The sequence below is a fragment of the Neobacillus driksii genome, assembly GCF_013409995.1.
GTDB lineage: Bacteria > Bacillota > Bacilli > Bacillales > Cytobacillaceae > Neobacillus > Neobacillus driksii.
On record NZ_JACCBX010000003.1, the window covers coordinates 344,888 to 360,427 of the forward strand.

General features: G+C 40.4%; 15 protein-coding genes. 1 reads left to right on the forward strand and 14 read right to left on the reverse strand.

The features are described 5' to 3' along the window. Positions 1 to 37 precede the first annotated feature (37 nt). Together F4694_RS08005 and mce are read right to left on the reverse strand one after the other, a co-directional pair. The gene (locus tag F4694_RS08005; RefSeq protein ID WP_179596622.1) at positions 38 to 1,588 is read right to left on the reverse strand and encodes an acyl-CoA carboxylase subunit beta; all 1,551 of its coding nucleotides are present in this window, start codon (positions 1,586 to 1,588) and stop codon (positions 38 to 40) included. Positions 1,589 to 1,596: 8 nt separating this feature from the next. After that, positions 1,597 to 2,001 (reverse strand): methylmalonyl-CoA epimerase, encoded by a 405-nt coding sequence (gene mce, locus F4694_RS08010; RefSeq protein ID WP_179596624.1) that lies wholly within the window; start codon positions 1,999 to 2,001, stop codon positions 1,597 to 1,599. Between the two features lie 162 nt (positions 2,002 to 2,163). On the opposite strand from mce, the gene prli42 reads away from it, so the two are divergent. Continuing rightward, positions 2,164 to 2,259 (forward strand): stressosome-associated protein Prli42, encoded by a 96-nt coding sequence (gene prli42 / locus F4694_RS08015; RefSeq protein ID WP_179596626.1) that lies wholly within the window; start codon positions 2,164 to 2,166, stop codon positions 2,257 to 2,259. 49 nt (positions 2,260 to 2,308) lie between these two features. Here the strand turns inward: prli42 and F4694_RS08020 are convergent, their stop codons facing one another. The 12 genes from F4694_RS08020 to F4694_RS08075 all read right to left on the reverse strand — a co-directional run bounded on the left by F4694_RS08020 (position 2,309) and on the right by F4694_RS08075 (position 15,519). Continuing rightward, on the reverse strand, positions 2,309 to 2,821 hold the full coding sequence (locus F4694_RS08020; RefSeq protein ID WP_179596628.1) for a L,D-transpeptidase: 513 nt from the start codon (positions 2,819 to 2,821) through the stop codon (positions 2,309 to 2,311). A gap of 24 nt (positions 2,822 to 2,845) precedes the next feature. Continuing rightward, entirely contained in the window at positions 2,846 to 3,829 is a 984-nt protein-coding gene (locus F4694_RS08025; protein ID WP_179596630.1) for an aromatic acid exporter family protein, read from the reverse strand. A 63-nt stretch (positions 3,830 to 3,892) separates the two neighbouring features. Continuing rightward, a complete protein-coding gene (locus F4694_RS08030) occupies positions 3,893 to 4,615 on the reverse strand; it encodes an amino acid ABC transporter ATP-binding protein (protein WP_179596632.1) in 723 nt (240 codons plus the stop codon). Beyond that, the gene (locus F4694_RS08035; protein ID WP_179596634.1) at positions 4,608 to 5,267 is read right to left on the reverse strand and encodes an amino acid ABC transporter permease; all 660 of its coding nucleotides are present in this window, start codon (positions 5,265 to 5,267) and stop codon (positions 4,608 to 4,610) included. The genes F4694_RS08030 and F4694_RS08035 overlap by 8 nt, the downstream gene beginning before the upstream one ends. 74 nt (positions 5,268 to 5,341) lie before the next feature. Next, positions 5,342 to 6,124, reverse strand: coding sequence for a transporter substrate-binding domain-containing protein (locus F4694_RS08040; protein ID WP_179596636.1), 783 nt, complete (start codon positions 6,122 to 6,124; stop codon positions 5,342 to 5,344). A 207-nt stretch (positions 6,125 to 6,331) separates the two neighbouring features. Beyond that, positions 6,332 to 6,769 (reverse strand): BrxA/BrxB family bacilliredoxin, encoded by a 438-nt coding sequence (locus F4694_RS08045; protein WP_179596638.1) that lies wholly within the window; start codon positions 6,767 to 6,769, stop codon positions 6,332 to 6,334. Between the two features lie 114 nt (positions 6,770 to 6,883). Next, complete coding sequence (gene meaB / locus F4694_RS08050) at positions 6,884 to 8,008, reverse strand: methylmalonyl Co-A mutase-associated GTPase MeaB (protein ID WP_179596640.1); 1,125 nt, start codon at positions 8,006 to 8,008, stop codon at positions 6,884 to 6,886. Continuing rightward, complete coding sequence (scpA, locus tag F4694_RS08055) at positions 8,009 to 10,207, reverse strand: methylmalonyl-CoA mutase (RefSeq protein ID WP_179596642.1); 2,199 nt, start codon at positions 10,205 to 10,207, stop codon at positions 8,009 to 8,011. It lies immediately after the preceding gene. Next, positions 10,188 to 12,077 (reverse strand): methylmalonyl-CoA mutase subunit beta, encoded by a 1,890-nt coding sequence (locus F4694_RS08060; RefSeq protein ID WP_374757414.1) that lies wholly within the window; start codon positions 12,075 to 12,077, stop codon positions 10,188 to 10,190. Before F4694_RS08060 ends, scpA begins: the two co-directional genes overlap by 20 nt. Positions 12,078 to 12,198: 121 nt before the next feature. Further along, positions 12,199 to 13,512, reverse strand: coding sequence for a dihydrolipoamide acetyltransferase family protein (locus F4694_RS08065; protein WP_179596646.1), 1,314 nt, complete (start codon positions 13,510 to 13,512; stop codon positions 12,199 to 12,201). 15 nt (positions 13,513 to 13,527) lie between these two features. Further along, entirely contained in the window at positions 13,528 to 14,511 is a 984-nt protein-coding gene (locus tag F4694_RS08070) for an alpha-ketoacid dehydrogenase subunit beta (RefSeq protein WP_179596648.1), read from the reverse strand. A gap of 12 nt (positions 14,512 to 14,523) precedes the next feature. After that, positions 14,524 to 15,519, reverse strand: coding sequence for a thiamine pyrophosphate-dependent dehydrogenase E1 component subunit alpha (locus F4694_RS08075; RefSeq protein WP_179596650.1), 996 nt, complete (start codon positions 15,517 to 15,519; stop codon positions 14,524 to 14,526). Between the last annotated feature and the right edge of the window lie 21 nt (positions 15,520 to 15,540).

The window sequence follows — 15,540 nt, forward strand, 5'->3', positions numbered from 1 at the left end:
AGTATACTCCTTCGGATACTTGTCTTCAAATGATTGATTAAAGTGGTATATTCCCGTGTTTCTTATACGGCCTTGATTCTTTTTTGTTTCGAAGCATTTCTAATGCTTGGATTATTTTTATCCTCGTTTCACGCGGGTCAATGACATCATCGACCATCCCTCTGCTTGCCGCCACATATGGATTGGCAAACTTTTCACGATATTCTTCGATTTTTTGTTGCCTAACCAGTTCAGGATTATCACTATTTTGGATCTCTTTCGCAAAAATGATATTAGCAGCACCCTGTGGGCCCATTACAGCAATCTCGGCATTTGGCCAAGCAAAGACTAAATCAGCTCCGATCGACTTGCTATTAAGGGCTACATATGCGCCTCCATACGCTTTTCTTAAAATAACAGTTAGTTTCGGAACAGTGGCTTCCGAATAAGCATACAGAATCTTTGCACCGTGGCGGATAATCCCACCATGCTCCTGTTGTACCCCTGGGAAGAAGCCGGTGACATCTTCAAATGTGATAATCGGGATATTAAATGAATCACAGGTACGAATAAATCTTGCTGCTTTATCAGAGGAGTTAATGTCAAGCCCGCCAGCCATAACCTTTGGCTGATTACAAACAAGACCCACTGTTTCTCCTTTAAGCCTCGCAAAGCCAACGACGATATTTTTTGCAAAGTTTTTTTGAATTTCCATAAAAGAGTCTGCATCCGCAACTTGTTCAATTACTTTTCGAACGTCATAAGGACGAATGGCGTCGAAGGGAATAACATCCGTCAAGTCTGGACGGTAATCATTTTCTTCATTTACTGGAAGACGTGGAGGCTTTTCTTCATTATTTTGTGGAAGATAGCTGAGAAGCCTTCGAACCTCTTCCAATACTTCCTGCTCGGAAGCAGCTTCAAAATGCGCATTTCCACTAATACTATTATGAACATGAGCACCGCCAAGGTCTTCAGCAGATATCTTCTCACCAGTTACCGTTTCAATTACCTTTGGACCTGTAATAAACATTTGGCTTGTTTTTTCAACCATAAATACAAAATCGGTAATGGCAGGTGAATAAACAGCCCCACCGGCACAAGGTCCCATAATTACAGAAATTTGCGGAATTACCCCGGAATAAATAGCATTTCGATAAAAGATATGACCGTAACCGTCTAGTGAAACAACACCTTCTTGAATTCGTGCTCCCCCAGAATCATTTAAACCGACAAACGGCGTACCATTTTTAGCTGCTAAATCCATTACATTGGAGATTTTTTTTGCATGCATTTCCCCTAGTGCCCCGCCAAAAACGGTAAAATCTTGTGAAAATAAGTAGATTGGCCGGCCATTTACTTTTCCATATCCGGTTACAACACCATCTCCAGGACCTTTCTGTTCATCTAGACCAAAATCATTCGTCCTGTGCTCAATAAATGGGCTTAATTCAACAAATGACCCTTTATCTACTAGAAGCTCAATTCGTTCTCTAGCAGTTAATTTTCCTTTCTCATGCTGTTTTTCAATTCTTTCATCACCGCCTCCAAGCTCCACTTCCCGGCGTTTATCATATAATTCATTTATTTTTTCATAGATGTCTATCATTGGTCTCTTCACCCCTTCTTTTCACATAACTCAACCAGTACACCCGATGTCGACTTGGGATGCATGAAAGCAATATGTGCTCCTCCAGCACCAATCCTTGGCTCCTCATCAATCATCCGAATCCCTTTTTCTTTCATCTCTATTATTCTTTCTTCAATAGAGTTAACACCCAAAGCGATATGGTGCATCCCCTCACCACGTTTTTCAATAAATTGGGCTATTTTACTATCCTGTGTTGTAGGTTCTAAAAGCTCTAGTTTCGTTTCCCCTGCTTTTAGAAATGCTACTCTGACTTTTTGACTTTCGACTTCTTCAATCCCAATTAAAGGGAGCTTCAGGACCTCCGTATAAAAAGGCAGGGAGGTCTCGAGTGATCGAACAGCAATTCCAATGTGATCCACTTTTTTAATCATTTATACCCCTCTATTTTTCATAATTTAAAATAGTTTCGACAATTACCATATTCGCTAAAAAATTCATAATTCCTTCCCAAAATGAGATGTTGTACCATTGTTCAATTGGGCTTTTCCCTGTAAAATATAAATAATGCTATTAAAATAAAGGGGGAACCCACTTTGAATAATAAAAAAGCAAGAAAAATAGTTGTATATTTAATGCTAATCGCTATGTTAGCTTCAACCCTCCTAATTGGGATCGCTCAATTTATCTAATACAAACATAGACAAAGGGACTGTTTCGGATAACAGTCCCTTTTGATATTTATTGAATAGCTCCATGTTCTTTTGCAATCTGCTGAAAAGATTTATTCGTTGAAGTGACTAATATTTTTGTACCTAATGGAATTAATGGGTACAAGGAAGAAATGACTTCATTCTGTGTACGAATACACCCTTGTGATACATATTTTCCGATGGAGGCCGGCTGATTGGTACCATGAATTCCATATGTTCTTCCATCTGTCTCCTCGGCATCAAAACCTATCCATCTAGAGCCAAGCGGGTTTTTAGGGTCTCCTCCAGGAATATCCTTACGGCGATAATAGGGTTCTTCTGCTTTTACCGTTATTGTAAATAGTCCTTCTGGTGTCAACTCCTTCGTCTTACCCGTACCAACACTGACAACAGTTTGGACTTTGTTGTCATCAATCAATGCCAATTCATTTGTTGTTTTATTGACGATAACAAAAGGGTCACCAGGAAGAGGATTAGGACCAAGAGGCCAAAGTTGTGAAATAAAAAAAGCAAACAGGATTGGCGATAGTAACTTTATCATAAAAATCCACCTGCCATTTTTTCCTTAGTTTGCTTCTAATTTCCTTGATTTATTCCATTTTGATGTTCTATAGGAACTTTTAATAATTAGATATTCATTCATCTCTTTCACTAATTGAAGAAGTGCGGCACGGACTTCAAATTCTTCTCTGGTTTTCGGTAGTTCCATTTCCTCGAATTCCTTTTTCATCTCTTTTAGCTTTCCAAGATAAATGTGAGCTGTGTTACCAGGTTTTATGTTTTCAGACAATTCTTCAAGAAATTCTGCGATCATTTTACCTTGTGGTACCGTCACAGTTAGTGAAGTAACAATCGATAAAACCCGTTCTAGAATTTCAAATTGTTTTTCTCTCATTCTAAAGTAATAAAAATAGTCATTATCTTCCCTTAACACGTGATTTTCTACATCTAGAATTGCAATTGATTTCGCCTCATCCAGCACCTGTGCTGTTTCCGTTATTTCTCGACCAGACCAGTCACTCTCACCAGTTCTCAGATAATTAACCATTTCACAAAATATAACTTTAAAATTGCTTTCAATTCTACTTTGATAATCCCTTAATTTTTGATCTACGCTTGGCATATAGACATTTATCAACAACGCTACACCAATACCAGTGATAATAACACCAAGCTCATTGATAAAGAGATCCATGGTAATCTTGTTAGCTAAATAGATATGTAAGATAATAACACTGCTGGTAACGACTCCATCCGTAGCTTTAAGCATAACCACTGTCGGGATAAAGAATAACAGCATGACTCCAATAACGATTGGATGGTAGGCAATTCCTTCAAAAAACAGCGCAGAAAAGGGCATTACCAACACACAGGCTAAAAATCGGTCCCAAGCTGTTCGTAATGATCTTCTTTTCGTTACTTGAATACAAAGAATCGTTAAAATTCCTGCAGATGCAAAGTTATCTAGCCCGAGCTGTTGGGCAATTAGAATGGAAATGGCCGTGCCCGCGGCTGTCTTCAATGTTCTGTAACCAATTCGAAATTTCATAGAAAACTCCCTTAAAATAATAAAAAAAGATGGCCTATATAGACCATCTCTAGCTTATCCTTTTTAGAGCATTTTTTGCAAGAAATCTTGTGCGCGCTGGCTCTTGGGATTTGTGAAAAATTCTTGCGGCGCTGCATCTTCCACCAGCACTCCTCCATCAAGGAACAATACTCGGTCAGCTACCTCACGAGCAAAGCCCATTTCGTGCGTGACAATTGCCATTGTCATCCCGGTATGCGCGAGGGATTTCATAACCTCTAATACTTCCTTTACCATTTCAGGGTCAAGAGCAGAGGTTGGTTCATCAAAAAGCATAACTTCCGGCTCCATTGCCAGTGCCCTTGCGATGGCAACCCGCTGCTTTTGTCCGCCAGATAATCTCGTCGGGTATTCTTTGGCTTTTTCCGCTAATCCAACTTTATCTAACAAGTCAAAAGCAATCTTTTCTGCATCTGCTTTTGATAGCCCTTTAACCTTTATTGGTGCATAGGTAAGATTCTCCAAAACCGTTTTATGAGGGAATAAATGAAAATGTTGAAAAACCATACCAACATTCTGCCGCACCTTCATGATATTCGTCTTTTTATCGGTTACATCTTGGTCCCCTACGAGAATTTTTCCGCTAGTCGGGTTTTCAAGAAGGTTCATGCAGCGCAGGAAGGTTGACTTTCCTGAACCAGAAGGTCCAATAATCGCAACCACTTCTCCAGCTTTAATTTCCGTGGTAATGCCCTTTAAAACTTCAAGCTTACCGTAATTTTTGTGCAAATTTTCTACCTTAATCACTGCGTCTCATTCTCCTTTCAACCGCTTTTCCTAGGAAGGTCAAAGTCACGACCATTAAGTAATAGATTAGACCAGCAATCAATAATGGTTCGAAGAATGAATAGTTTTCTGCCCCAACCTGATAAGAACGACGCATAATATCCATTACGCCGATTGTGGTAACAATTGCAGATTCTTTGGTTAAGGTAATAAATTCATTCATTAATGCTGGAAGGATATTTTTAAGGGCTTGAGGAAGGATGATATCCCACATCATTTTTGTGTAAGGCACACCCAGCGCCATTGCGGCTTCCTGCTGTCCCTTATCAATCGCCTGAATACCTGCTCTGATAATTTCAGATATGTAAGCACCAGAATTAAGAGCAAAAGATAAAATCGCAGCTGTGTATGGTTCAATTTGATACCCGACTAACTGTGGTGATCCATAATAAATTAACATCAATTGTAAAACTAATGGTGTACCACGAAAAATCGAGGTATAGATGTCAGCAAACCAGCCAAGAAATTTGAATTTACTAATTTTAAAAAATGAAAGGATTATTCCTAAAATAAATCCTAATATCCCTGCCAGAATGACAATTTTAAGTGTAACAAGTATTCCCTCTAAAATGTATGGCATCGAAGGAATGAATTGCGTGAAATCTAAGTTCATTCAACTGCCGTCCTCTCTAAATAATAAAATTAGTAAGACGTTCAGAAGACTTTCTGAACGTCTTGGTTGTATAATTAGTTTTCCCCACCAAACCACTTAACAATCAACTCTTGTAATTCACCGTTTTCTTTCATTTTTTGAAGCTCTTTGTTAAATTTCTCTGTTAGCTCGCTATCCTTTGGAAAAGCAATCGCAGATCCTGCTTCTTCTGGGTCATCGCTGAGGGTAAAGTTAGTTAAATCAGTCTCTTTATCAAGATATCCTTTAGCCACTGTGTCTTCAATAATGATAGCGTCAAAACGACCGGCTTTCAGTTCTTGAATAAGCTCTGGGATACGGTTACGATTTTCTACTGTAATAGCTACCGTTTCATTAATTTCTTCTGCTTTACCTTCTTGAATAGAACCTAACTGAACACCGACTGTTTTATCTTTTAAATCTTCTACTGTTGCAATTGCACTATCTTTTTTCGAGATAACCATGTGCTGTGCTGTATAGTAAATATCACTGAAGTCTACATTTTTCTTTCTTTTTTCTGTTGGAGTCATTCCCGCTAATACAAAGTCTGCTTGTCCAGATTTAAGTGATTGAATCAAACCGCCAAAATCCATATCCTTAACTTCAACTTCATAGCCAAGTTTTCCAGCAATTGCGTTAGCTAAATCAACATCAAAGCCAATAATTTCGTCACTTTTATCTGATTCAATATATTCAAACGGCGCATAATCGGCTGAAGTTGCCATCACTAGTGTCTTTTTGTCACCTGCACCTGCATTATCACCTTTGGTTTCACCACACGCTGCAAGTACACCAACAGCTAAAATCATTATTAAGAATAAACCCATTATCTTCTTCATTTGTTTTCCTCCTATAATTTTCTGAAAATTAATTATAATAATTCACTAACTTTAAAGAGTTAAAGTTTAATATTTATGCAACGTAATGAATTTTAACACAGGATAAAATAATTATGCAAGTATATTTATAAAATTTTATTATTACTTTTTTAAAATAAAAAAAAGAGCCAGCCTCCGCTTAAGGAGATTAGCCCATTTGATTACTATTTATAGTTCTTCGCAGTTTTCTTCGAATTCTTTTTGCAGTCTTGCTACTACTGTAGCTGGATCGTAGCCTTCAATTTGGTGTCTTTCAACCATTGAAACGATTTTTCCATCCTTCAATAAGGCAAAAGATGGTGAGGATGGCGGATAACCTGTAAAATAGCTGCGTGCTTTTTCGGTCGCTTCTTTATCCTGGCCTGCAAAAACCGTAACAAGGTGGTCAGGACGTTTATCATAATGAAGGGCATGGGCCGCTGCTGGACGTGCAATGCCGCCTGCACAACCACATACAGAGTTAATCATCACTAAGGTTGTTCCTTTTTGTTCAAGCGCCTCTTCAACCTCTTCTGGTGTTCTTAATTCTTTATAGCCAGCTGCTGTGATCTCATTACGTGCTTGAGTCACAACATCATTCATGAAAAAATTGAAATCCATGCTCATACTGTTCACTCCTAATTTAAGTCGATATAACTACATGATAACAGTAACAATGTGTTTCTTTCAAATTTATAGGAACTTTTTCAATGAGAAAGATTTTCAATAAATTAATGGCCACTACTTTTTACTTGATAGAAAGGTATGGAAGAGTATATCCACAGCGGTTGCAGCCGTTTTTTCTCCAGCCATTACTTCATTTTCTAATTGAGGTAATTTGAGTTTAACTTCCGGATGGTGAAAGAAGCTGTAGTGCAGCTGATCGGTTATGAGAGAATATATCCAATCACGCTGCTGCCCTTTTCGTCTCTCAGCAAACACCCCAGAAGATTTTCCTTTCTCCTCAAAATCCTTAATAACATCCCAAACCTCTTTAATACCCTCGCCTGTTATAGAAGAGCAGGTATAAGCCTTGGACGCCCAACCCTTTGTAGCTGGTTGAAGGAAATGAAGGATACGGCTATACTCTTTTCTTGTCTGCTCCGCTTTTTCTTTATTGGATCCATCTGCTTTATGAACAAGGACGGCGTCGGCCAGCTCCATGATCCCTTTCTTCATACCCTGTAATTCATCACCGGCACCAGTTAGGACAAGGAGCATGAAAAAGTCGACCATGTCTCTAATAATTACTTCGCTTTGGCCCACTCCGACGGTTTCAATCAAAATCACATCAAAGCCAGCAGCTTCGCAAATTAACATCGCTTCTCTCGTTTTTCGATGGACTCCACCCAACTTTCCAGCCGTTGGTGATGGCCGGATAAAAGCCCTTGGATTTCGCGACAGTTGCTCCATCCTCGTTTTATCACCAAGAATACTTCCACCCGACAAACTCGAACTCGGATCGATCGCCAGCACCGCCACGCGTAAACCTAGGTCGCATAGATAGGTGCCAAACGCTTCGATAAATGTACTTTTTCCAGCACCAGGCACACCCGTTATCCCAATTCTAATCGCTTTACCACTGTGGGCCAGGAGCTTTTGGAGAAGTTCTTGTGCCTTATGAAAATGTTGTTCAGCATTACTTTCAACTAGTGTGATGGCGCGGGCGAGCTGGCCTCTATTTCTCGCGAGAACCCCATCAACTAATGCTTCAATCGTTGGTTCCATAGACTTGCGTTTCTGAAAGACGGTGCTTCTCTCAATGGTGACTGGCTGACCTTCCAGCTCCAGACCCCGTTTAATTACGCTTGAGAATTTATCCGGTTCATTCGGGTCGCTCCACTCCGGTTTCAGATCCTCAGACATCTATTTTTCCACTTCCTCATAGCCAAGCTGCTTATAAATTTCCTTTATCACCTTTTGGGCAGCAACTGGGATTATCGTTCCTGGTCCGAAAATAGCCGCTGCTCCATTGTCATATAAGAATTGATAGTCCTGTGCTGGGATTACACCGCCAATGACGATCAATATGTCTTCACGGCCGAGCTTTCTTAACTCAAGCGCAAGTTGTGGCAATAAAGTCTTGTGACCTGCGGCCAATGAGCTCATTCCGATAACATGAACATCGTTTTCTACTGCCTGCATGGCCGTTTCTTCCGGGGTCTGGAATAATGGACCGATATCAACATCAAACCCTAGGTCAGCGAAGGCGGTGGCAATGACCTTGGCACCACGGTCATGTCCATCCTGCCCCATTTTTGCAATTAGAATTCTTGGTCTCCTGCCTTCATTCTCGAGGAATTCATCTGTCATCTTTTTAACTTCAGTAATTTCCTCTTCGTTTGAAAATGCCTTACTATACACCCCGCTAATAGAACGTATCACAGCTTTATGTCTACTTGAAACCTTCTCAATCGCATCGGATATTTCACCCAAGGTGGCGCGAACTCTTGCAGCTTGAACTGCAAGTTCTAACAAGTTGCCTTCACCCGTTTCAGCACCCTTTGTTAAAGCTGCTAGAGCTGCTGCCACCTTTGTGTCATCACGGCCTGCTTTTAAGCTAGTTAATTTCTCTAGTTGTTTTAACCGAACTGCAGTATTATCAATATCCAATATATCAATTGCTTCTTCCTTTTCTAGACGATATCGATTTACACCAATTATCGTTTCTTTTCCTGAGTCGATTTGAGCTTGTCTCCTTGCAGCAGCCTCTTCAATCCTCATTTTTGGAAGACCTGTCTCAATCGCTTTAGCCATACCGCCTAGATTTTCAATTTCCTCAATATGCGTCCAAGCTCTTTCTGCCAATTCTTGTGTCAGCTTTTCAACATAATAAGATCCAGCCCAAGGATCAATTACATTGGTGATACGCGTTTCTTCTTGTAAAAATAATTGTGTATTACGGGCAATTCGAGCTGAGAAATCAGTTGGGAGGGCAATCGCTTCGTCCAAAGCATTGGTATGGAGGGATTGCGTATGTCCCATTGCCGCAGCATGTGCTTCAAGTAAGGTACGAATGACATTATTAAATGGGTCTTGCTCCGTCAAACTCCAACCTGATGTTTGGGAATGAGTTCTGAGTGCCATTGATTTCTCATTTTTCGGCTCGAATGATTTCATCATTTTTGCCCAGATTAAACGAGCAGCCCGCATTTTAGCCACTTCCATAAAATAATTCATTCCTATTGCCCAGAAAAAGGACAATCTTGGAGCAAATTTATCAATGTCAATCCCAGCCTTCAGCCCTGTCCTTACATACTCCAACCCATCAGCAAGAGTGTAGGCTAATTCCAGGTCAGCAGGCGCACCCGCCTCCTGCATATGATAGCCAGAAATACTGATACTATTAAACTTTGGCATATATTTTGAGGTATACTCAAAAATATCTGCGATAATTTTCATTGACATCTCAGGTGGATAAATATATGTGTTACGGACCATATACTCTTTTAAAATATCATTTTGAATTGTTCCGGACAGCTTATCCTGTGTTACTCCCTGTTCCTCAGCTGTAACAATAAAAAAAGCAAGAATCGGTAAAACCGCACCATTCATCGTCATGGATACTGACATTTGATCCAAAGGGATCCCATCAAAAAGGGTCTTCATATCAAGAATCGAATCGATAGCAACCCCAGCCTTGCCGACATCCCCAACAACACGCGGGTGGTCAGAATCATAGCCGCGATGTGTCGCTAAATCAAAGGCAACAGACAAGCCTTTTTGACCCATCGCCAGATTGCGTCGATAGAACGCATTGCTCTCCTCAGCCGTCGAAAATCCTGCATATTGCCTTACCGTCCATGGACGATTCACATACATGGTTGGATAGGGTCCACGAGTATATGGCGGAATCCCTGGCAGGTCATCTAAATGCTGAATCCCTTCACGGTCATCAGATGTATAGAGTGGTTTTAGTTGAATTTGTTCATTCGTTTCAAACAATAAATCATCAATGGAGGTATCTATCTCGTTTTTCACCTGTTGCTGCCATTGTTCTTTCGTAATGAAGTCATGTTCAGCAAACAAGGAAATATTTTCGAAATCAGGCTTTTGTACGCTCATCTAGTGCCACCTCCATTTCTGTAAGAATGTTCGAAAGAATATCATAACAGTCACTGTTTATATGAATAAATTGCTTGATCCCTTCACTTGCCCATTTTGTTTGCAAGTCTTTTTCTGGCAAACCTGCTAAGTAAAAAGTTAAATCCGGTAATTCTATATTAAGTGTTGATAGAATTTCGTGTCCAAATGATTCATATTGGTTATTGCTTCCACAAAAGCAAAAATATTTTGTATCTTGTCTTAAAATAAATTGTTTGGCAGATTCCAGCGAGGTAATAGAACCACTATCGACCGCTTCAATCCCCCCAGCAGCTGCGAATCCTTTCATAAAATCTAACCTAGGTTTATAGTTTTTTAACTCGCCTAGGCAAATCATGCCGATATTTGGTTTAGAACCAGATTTATTTTTAATCTCTTCACTTAGTTTACGCAGTTTTTCAAATGGTTCTGATAATCTCACGTTGTTTATTTTCCTAATGTTAATTCTAGTAGAACGCTCACCATATAAATAGTTATTATATCTCTGTACTGAAGCGGGACCAGCTGCTTCAGCAAGATTTGCATACATGTTGGTTCCAACAATACTTTGTTTTCTTGTAAAAACATCCTGTTCCCGTTTGGTCTGAACAGCTGTAATTTCTTCTTGTAACCAGCCCGATTTTAATACTTCCAACAAACCGCCTTTTACTTCAATCTGCTGAAAATACTGCCATGCATTTTCTGCAAGCTCCTTTGTCAACGCTTCTACGTACCAGGAGCCGCCGGCAGGGTCGACCACTTTCTGTAAATATGCTTCTTCCTTTAGAATGTTTTGCGTGTTTCTTGCAATTCGTTCTGAAAGCTGTGAACTACCTGTTATATCATCAAACGGAGTTATGTGAAGATATTGGACTCCTCCGACTACTGCTGCGAATCCTTCATTTCCAGCACGAAGAATGTTAACATATGGGTCATAAACTGTTTTTGTGAACGAAGACGTTTCTGCAGTAATAAGCATTCCCCGGTCCTTAGGATCTGCCCCATAAACTTGCGTAATCTTATTCCATAGAATACGTGCTGCACGTAGTTTGGCTAGCTCCATAAAGAAATGGCTGCCAATTGAGAATTGAAAAATCATTCTTCTAAGAACATCCTCTAACTTCATACCTCTATCTAATAGACTCTGAAGATAGAATGTACCGGCGGCGGCTGCAATTCCCAACTCTTGAACAGCATTGGCACCGCCTTGATGGTAGGCAGAGGTATTGATTAAAACTGTCCGTAAATTTGGCAGTTTTTCATTTGCAAGCTTTATATCATCCATCCAAACCTTGAAAACTTCTTCTGCGATGAATCCTTCCTCCACAAACAAAGAGAATGGGTCGCTGCCAACATAACCGCTAACTTGATTAGCGCTTGTCTCACGTTCTGTTAATGCTGCTAAAAACGCTGATTGTAGGCCTTTCCCATTAATGGCAAACGGGAATTTAGACGGTAAATCTCCCAGTATGTCATATATCATTTCTTTTGATTCAAAAAGATCCTCTGAAACTTCAAATGAGAGCGCGGTTTGTCCTTTTTCAATGCTCCCTTGGAGCTTTTCCTTTAATTCGGCAACCGATTGATATGAAATTCGCTGTGCTATCTTCCAATCATTTGTTACATATCCTAATGAATCAATGCCTCTGCGAAAATCTGATCCTCCTGGATAGTCTGGTTCTTTCTGAGCATCCTGTCGAGAATAAAGCGGTTTCAAAATTATTTTTTCATATGTACTGCTTTTTAATGTTTCAATACTTTTACCCTTTAAAGATTCTTCTGCTTTTGCTTTCCAATCCTCCTCTGTCTTTAAAGGAAAAGATTGATTCCGAAATTTATCCAAACGCAGCATCCCCCTTCCTTGAACTCATAATTAAACTAATATTCAATAAATTTAACTTAGTTTTATTGTAAGATAGATGGACATATCAGGCAATAAAAATAACCGCTGCCAAATCGGCGGCGGTTATTTACTAATATATTGATGTAGTAGATTTTGATGTATTTTCAAGAATTTCTTTCACTCGCTGTAAGAATCGACCGCAAACAAGTCCATCTAATACTCTGTGATCGAGTGACATACATAGATTCACCATATCGCGAACGGCAATCATTCCATTATTCATCACGACAGGGCGCTTAACAATTGATTCGACCTGTAGAATGGCTGCCTGGGGATAGTTGATAATCCCGGCAGATTGAACGGATCCGAATGAGCCAGTATTATTTACGGTAAAGGTTCCACCCTGCATATCTTCAGAACGAAGTTTACCATTCCTTACTTTACTAGCGAGCTCTGAAATTTCGCGGGCAATTCCCTTAATGGTTTTCTCATCTGCATGTTTAATAACCGGTACATATAAGGCATCATCCGTTGCTACAGCAATCGATATATTGATGTCTTTCTTTTGGATAATTTTATCACCAGCCCACATTGAATTAATTTGAGGATATTCCTTCAATGCTTGTGCCACAGCTTTAACAAAGAATGCAAAGAATGTTAAATTAAAACCTTCTTTTTTCTTAAACTCATCCTTTAAAGAATTGCGGTATTCTACAAGATTGGTTGCGTCCACTTCTATCATGGTCCAAGCATGCGGTGCCTCATGCTTACTGCGCAGCATATTCGCAGCAATTGCTTTACGGATTCCTGTTACCGGTATTTCGATATCGCCTGCTGCAACAGGGATACTCGGAGCAGGAACTGGCTGCTTCGGAGCTGCAGCTGGCTGAGTTGAAACAGATGGTACAGTTTCTTGTACTGCAGCAGGTTGAGCCTCCTCAGCCTTTTTAGGTGCTGCTGCCGTTGCTCCCGCCGTTGGGATATTACCAGATTCAATTAATTTCAATAAATCTTTTCGTGTAATACGGCCGCCTGCACCGGTGCCTGTCACCTGTGTTAAATCAATTCCATGTTCTTGAGAAATCTTTAGAACGGCAGGTGAATAACGGGCTTTGTTACCCTGATCTGTATGATTGGGAACCTCAACTGTTTCAGACACATCCGTTTTTTGCTCACTACCACTTACTTCTTCAGTATTACTGCCCTCGATTTCTATGGTACAAATAATTTCTCCAACCGCGAGTGTGTCACCATCTTCTGCAACTAATTCTTTAATGGTACCTGTGAAAGAAGAAGGAACTTCTGCGTTTACTTTATCTGTCATAACTTCAGCTAATGGATCGTATTTGTTTACTTTATCCCCGACAGAAACCAGCCACTTTGAGATTGTTCCTTCGGTTACACTTTCCCCTAACTGAGGCATTTTAATTTGTTCAATTACCAAGATTCCAACCTCCTATTAGTATTCTGCCAATTCGCGCATTGCTTTTTCAACTTTGTCTGGATTGACCATAAAGAACTTCTCCATTGTTGGTGCATATGGCATTGCCGGGACATCCGGTCCTGCCAGGCGCATAATTGGCGCATCTAGCTCAAATAAGCAATTTTCAGCAATAATGGCAGAAACTTCACTAATAATACTGCCTTCTTTATTATCCTCGGTAACAAGTAACACTTTACCCGTCTTAGAGGCAGCTTCAATGATTGCTTCTTTATCTAACGGATATACAGTTCTTAGGTCAAGGATATGTGCAGAAATACCATCCTTAGCTAATTTTTCAGCTGCCTGGAGGGCAAAATGAACACAAAGCCCATAAGTAATAACCGTAATGTCTTCACCTTCACGCTTCACATCTGCTTTTCCAATTGGCAATGTGTAATCATCGGCTGGGACTTCTCCTTTAATTAACCGGTATGCCCGCTTATGCTCAAAGAATAGCACTGGATCATTATCACGGATAGCTGCTTTTAATAAGCCCTTCACATCATAAGGGGTTGATGGCATTACAATTTTCAATCCTGGTGTATTCGCAAAAACCGCCTCAACTGATTGTGAATGATAAAGGGCTCCATGTACGCCGCCGCCATATGGAGCACGAATAACCATTGGACAGCTCCAATCGTTATTCGAACGATAGCGAATTTTTGCCGCTTCTGAGATAATTTGATTTACAGCAGGCATTATAAAATCAGCAAATTGCATTTCAGCAATTGGTCTCATTCCGTACATCGCTGCACCGATTCCTACCCCGGCAATTGCGGATTCAGCAAGCGGTGTATCGATTACACGCTCTTCACCAAATTGTTCGTATAAGCCCTGCGTAGCTTTAAAGACTCCTCCTTTAACCCCTACGTCTTCACCGAGTACAAAAACCTTTGGATCACGTTCCATTTCTTCCCGAATGGCCATTGTGACCGCATCTATATAAGAAATTACTGCCATGTTACATCCCCCTTACTTATCACCATAAACGTATTTCAACGCGTGTTCAGGTGCTGCATACGGTGCATTCTCAGCATAATCAGTGGCTTCATTCACTTGTTTCATCACACGATCGTTAATTTCTTTTTCCAACTCATCATTCATTACACCTGTTTCTTTTAAGTACGCACCAAAAGTAATAATTGGATCCTTTGTTTTTGCTTTAGCCACTTCATCAGGGGCGCGGTACGAACGGTCATCATCGTCAGAAGAGTGTGGTGTCAGTCTGTAAGAGACTGTTTCTATTAGCGAAGGGCCTTCACCGCGGCGACTGCGTTCTGCTGCTTCCTTCACCACTTTATATACTTCTAATGGGTCGTTTCCATCAACCGTAAAGCCTGGCATACCGTAACCAATTGCACGATCAGATACCTTTTCACATCCTAATTGTTTCTCAATCGGAACAGATATCGCATATTTATTGTTTTCACACATGAAAATGACAGGCAGTTTATGAACTCCAGCGAAGTTAGCTCCTTCATGGAAATCACCCTGATTTGAGGAACCCTCACCGAAGGTTACGAAGGTCACGAGATCCTTCCTCTCCATTTTCCCCGCTAACGCTACACCGACAGCATGTGGAACCTGAGTTGTTACAGGGGATGATCCCGTAACGATGCGATTTCTCTTTTGCCCAAAGTGCCCAGGCATTTGCCGGCCGCCTGAATTTGGGTCCTCCGCTTTAGCAAAACCAGAGAGCATTAATTCTTTTGGTGTCATTCCAAATGTTAAAACTACGCCCATATCGCGATAATATGGCAGTACATAATCTTTTTCCTTATCAAGTGCAAATGCCGCACCCACTTGTGCTGCTTCTTGTCCTTGACATGAAATAACAAATGGTATTTTACCAGCACGATTCAATAGCCACATCCGTTCATCAATCCGGCGGGCTAGAAGCATAGTTTCATACATTTCCAAAACCTTTTCATCACTTAAACCTAATGCATGATGACGATTTTCAGCCATTTATTTTTTACCTCCCGTTTG

Bases quoted from the DNA above. Each gene is read 5' to 3' on its own strand.
- F4694_RS08005 (WP_179596622.1), bottom strand. From the start codon at position 1,588: ATGATAGACATCTATGAAAAAATAAATGAATTATATGATAAACGCCGG.
- mce (WP_179596624.1), bottom strand. From the start codon at position 2,001: ATGATTAAAAAAGTGGATCACATTGGAATTGCTGTTCGATCACTCGAG.
- F4694_RS08020 (WP_179596628.1), bottom strand. From the start codon at position 2,821: ATGATAAAGTTACTATCGCCAATCCTGTTTGCTTTTTTTATTTCACAA.
- F4694_RS08025 (WP_179596630.1), bottom strand. From the start codon at position 3,829: ATGAAATTTCGAATTGGTTACAGAACATTGAAGACAGCCGCGGGCACG.
- F4694_RS08035 (WP_179596634.1), bottom strand. From the start codon at position 5,267: ATGAACTTAGATTTCACGCAATTCATTCCTTCGATGCCATACATTTTA.
- F4694_RS08040 (WP_179596636.1), bottom strand. From the start codon at position 6,124: ATGAAGAAGATAATGGGTTTATTCTTAATAATGATTTTAGCTGTTGGT.
- F4694_RS08045 (WP_179596638.1), bottom strand. From the start codon at position 6,769: ATGAGCATGGATTTCAATTTTTTCATGAATGATGTTGTGACTCAAGCA.
- meaB (WP_179596640.1), bottom strand. From the start codon at position 8,008: ATGTCTGAGGATCTGAAACCGGAGTGGAGCGACCCGAATGAACCGGAT.
- scpA (WP_179596642.1), bottom strand. From the start codon at position 10,207: ATGAGCGTACAAAAGCCTGATTTCGAAAATATTTCCTTGTTTGCTGAA.
- F4694_RS08060 (WP_374757414.1), bottom strand. From the start codon at position 12,077: ATGCTGCGTTTGGATAAATTTCGGAATCAATCTTTTCCTTTAAAGACA.
- F4694_RS08070 (WP_179596648.1), bottom strand. From the start codon at position 14,511: ATGGCAGTAATTTCTTATATAGATGCGGTCACAATGGCCATTCGGGAA.
- F4694_RS08075 (WP_179596650.1), bottom strand. From the start codon at position 15,519: ATGGCTGAAAATCGTCATCATGCATTAGGTTTAAGTGATGAAAAGGTT.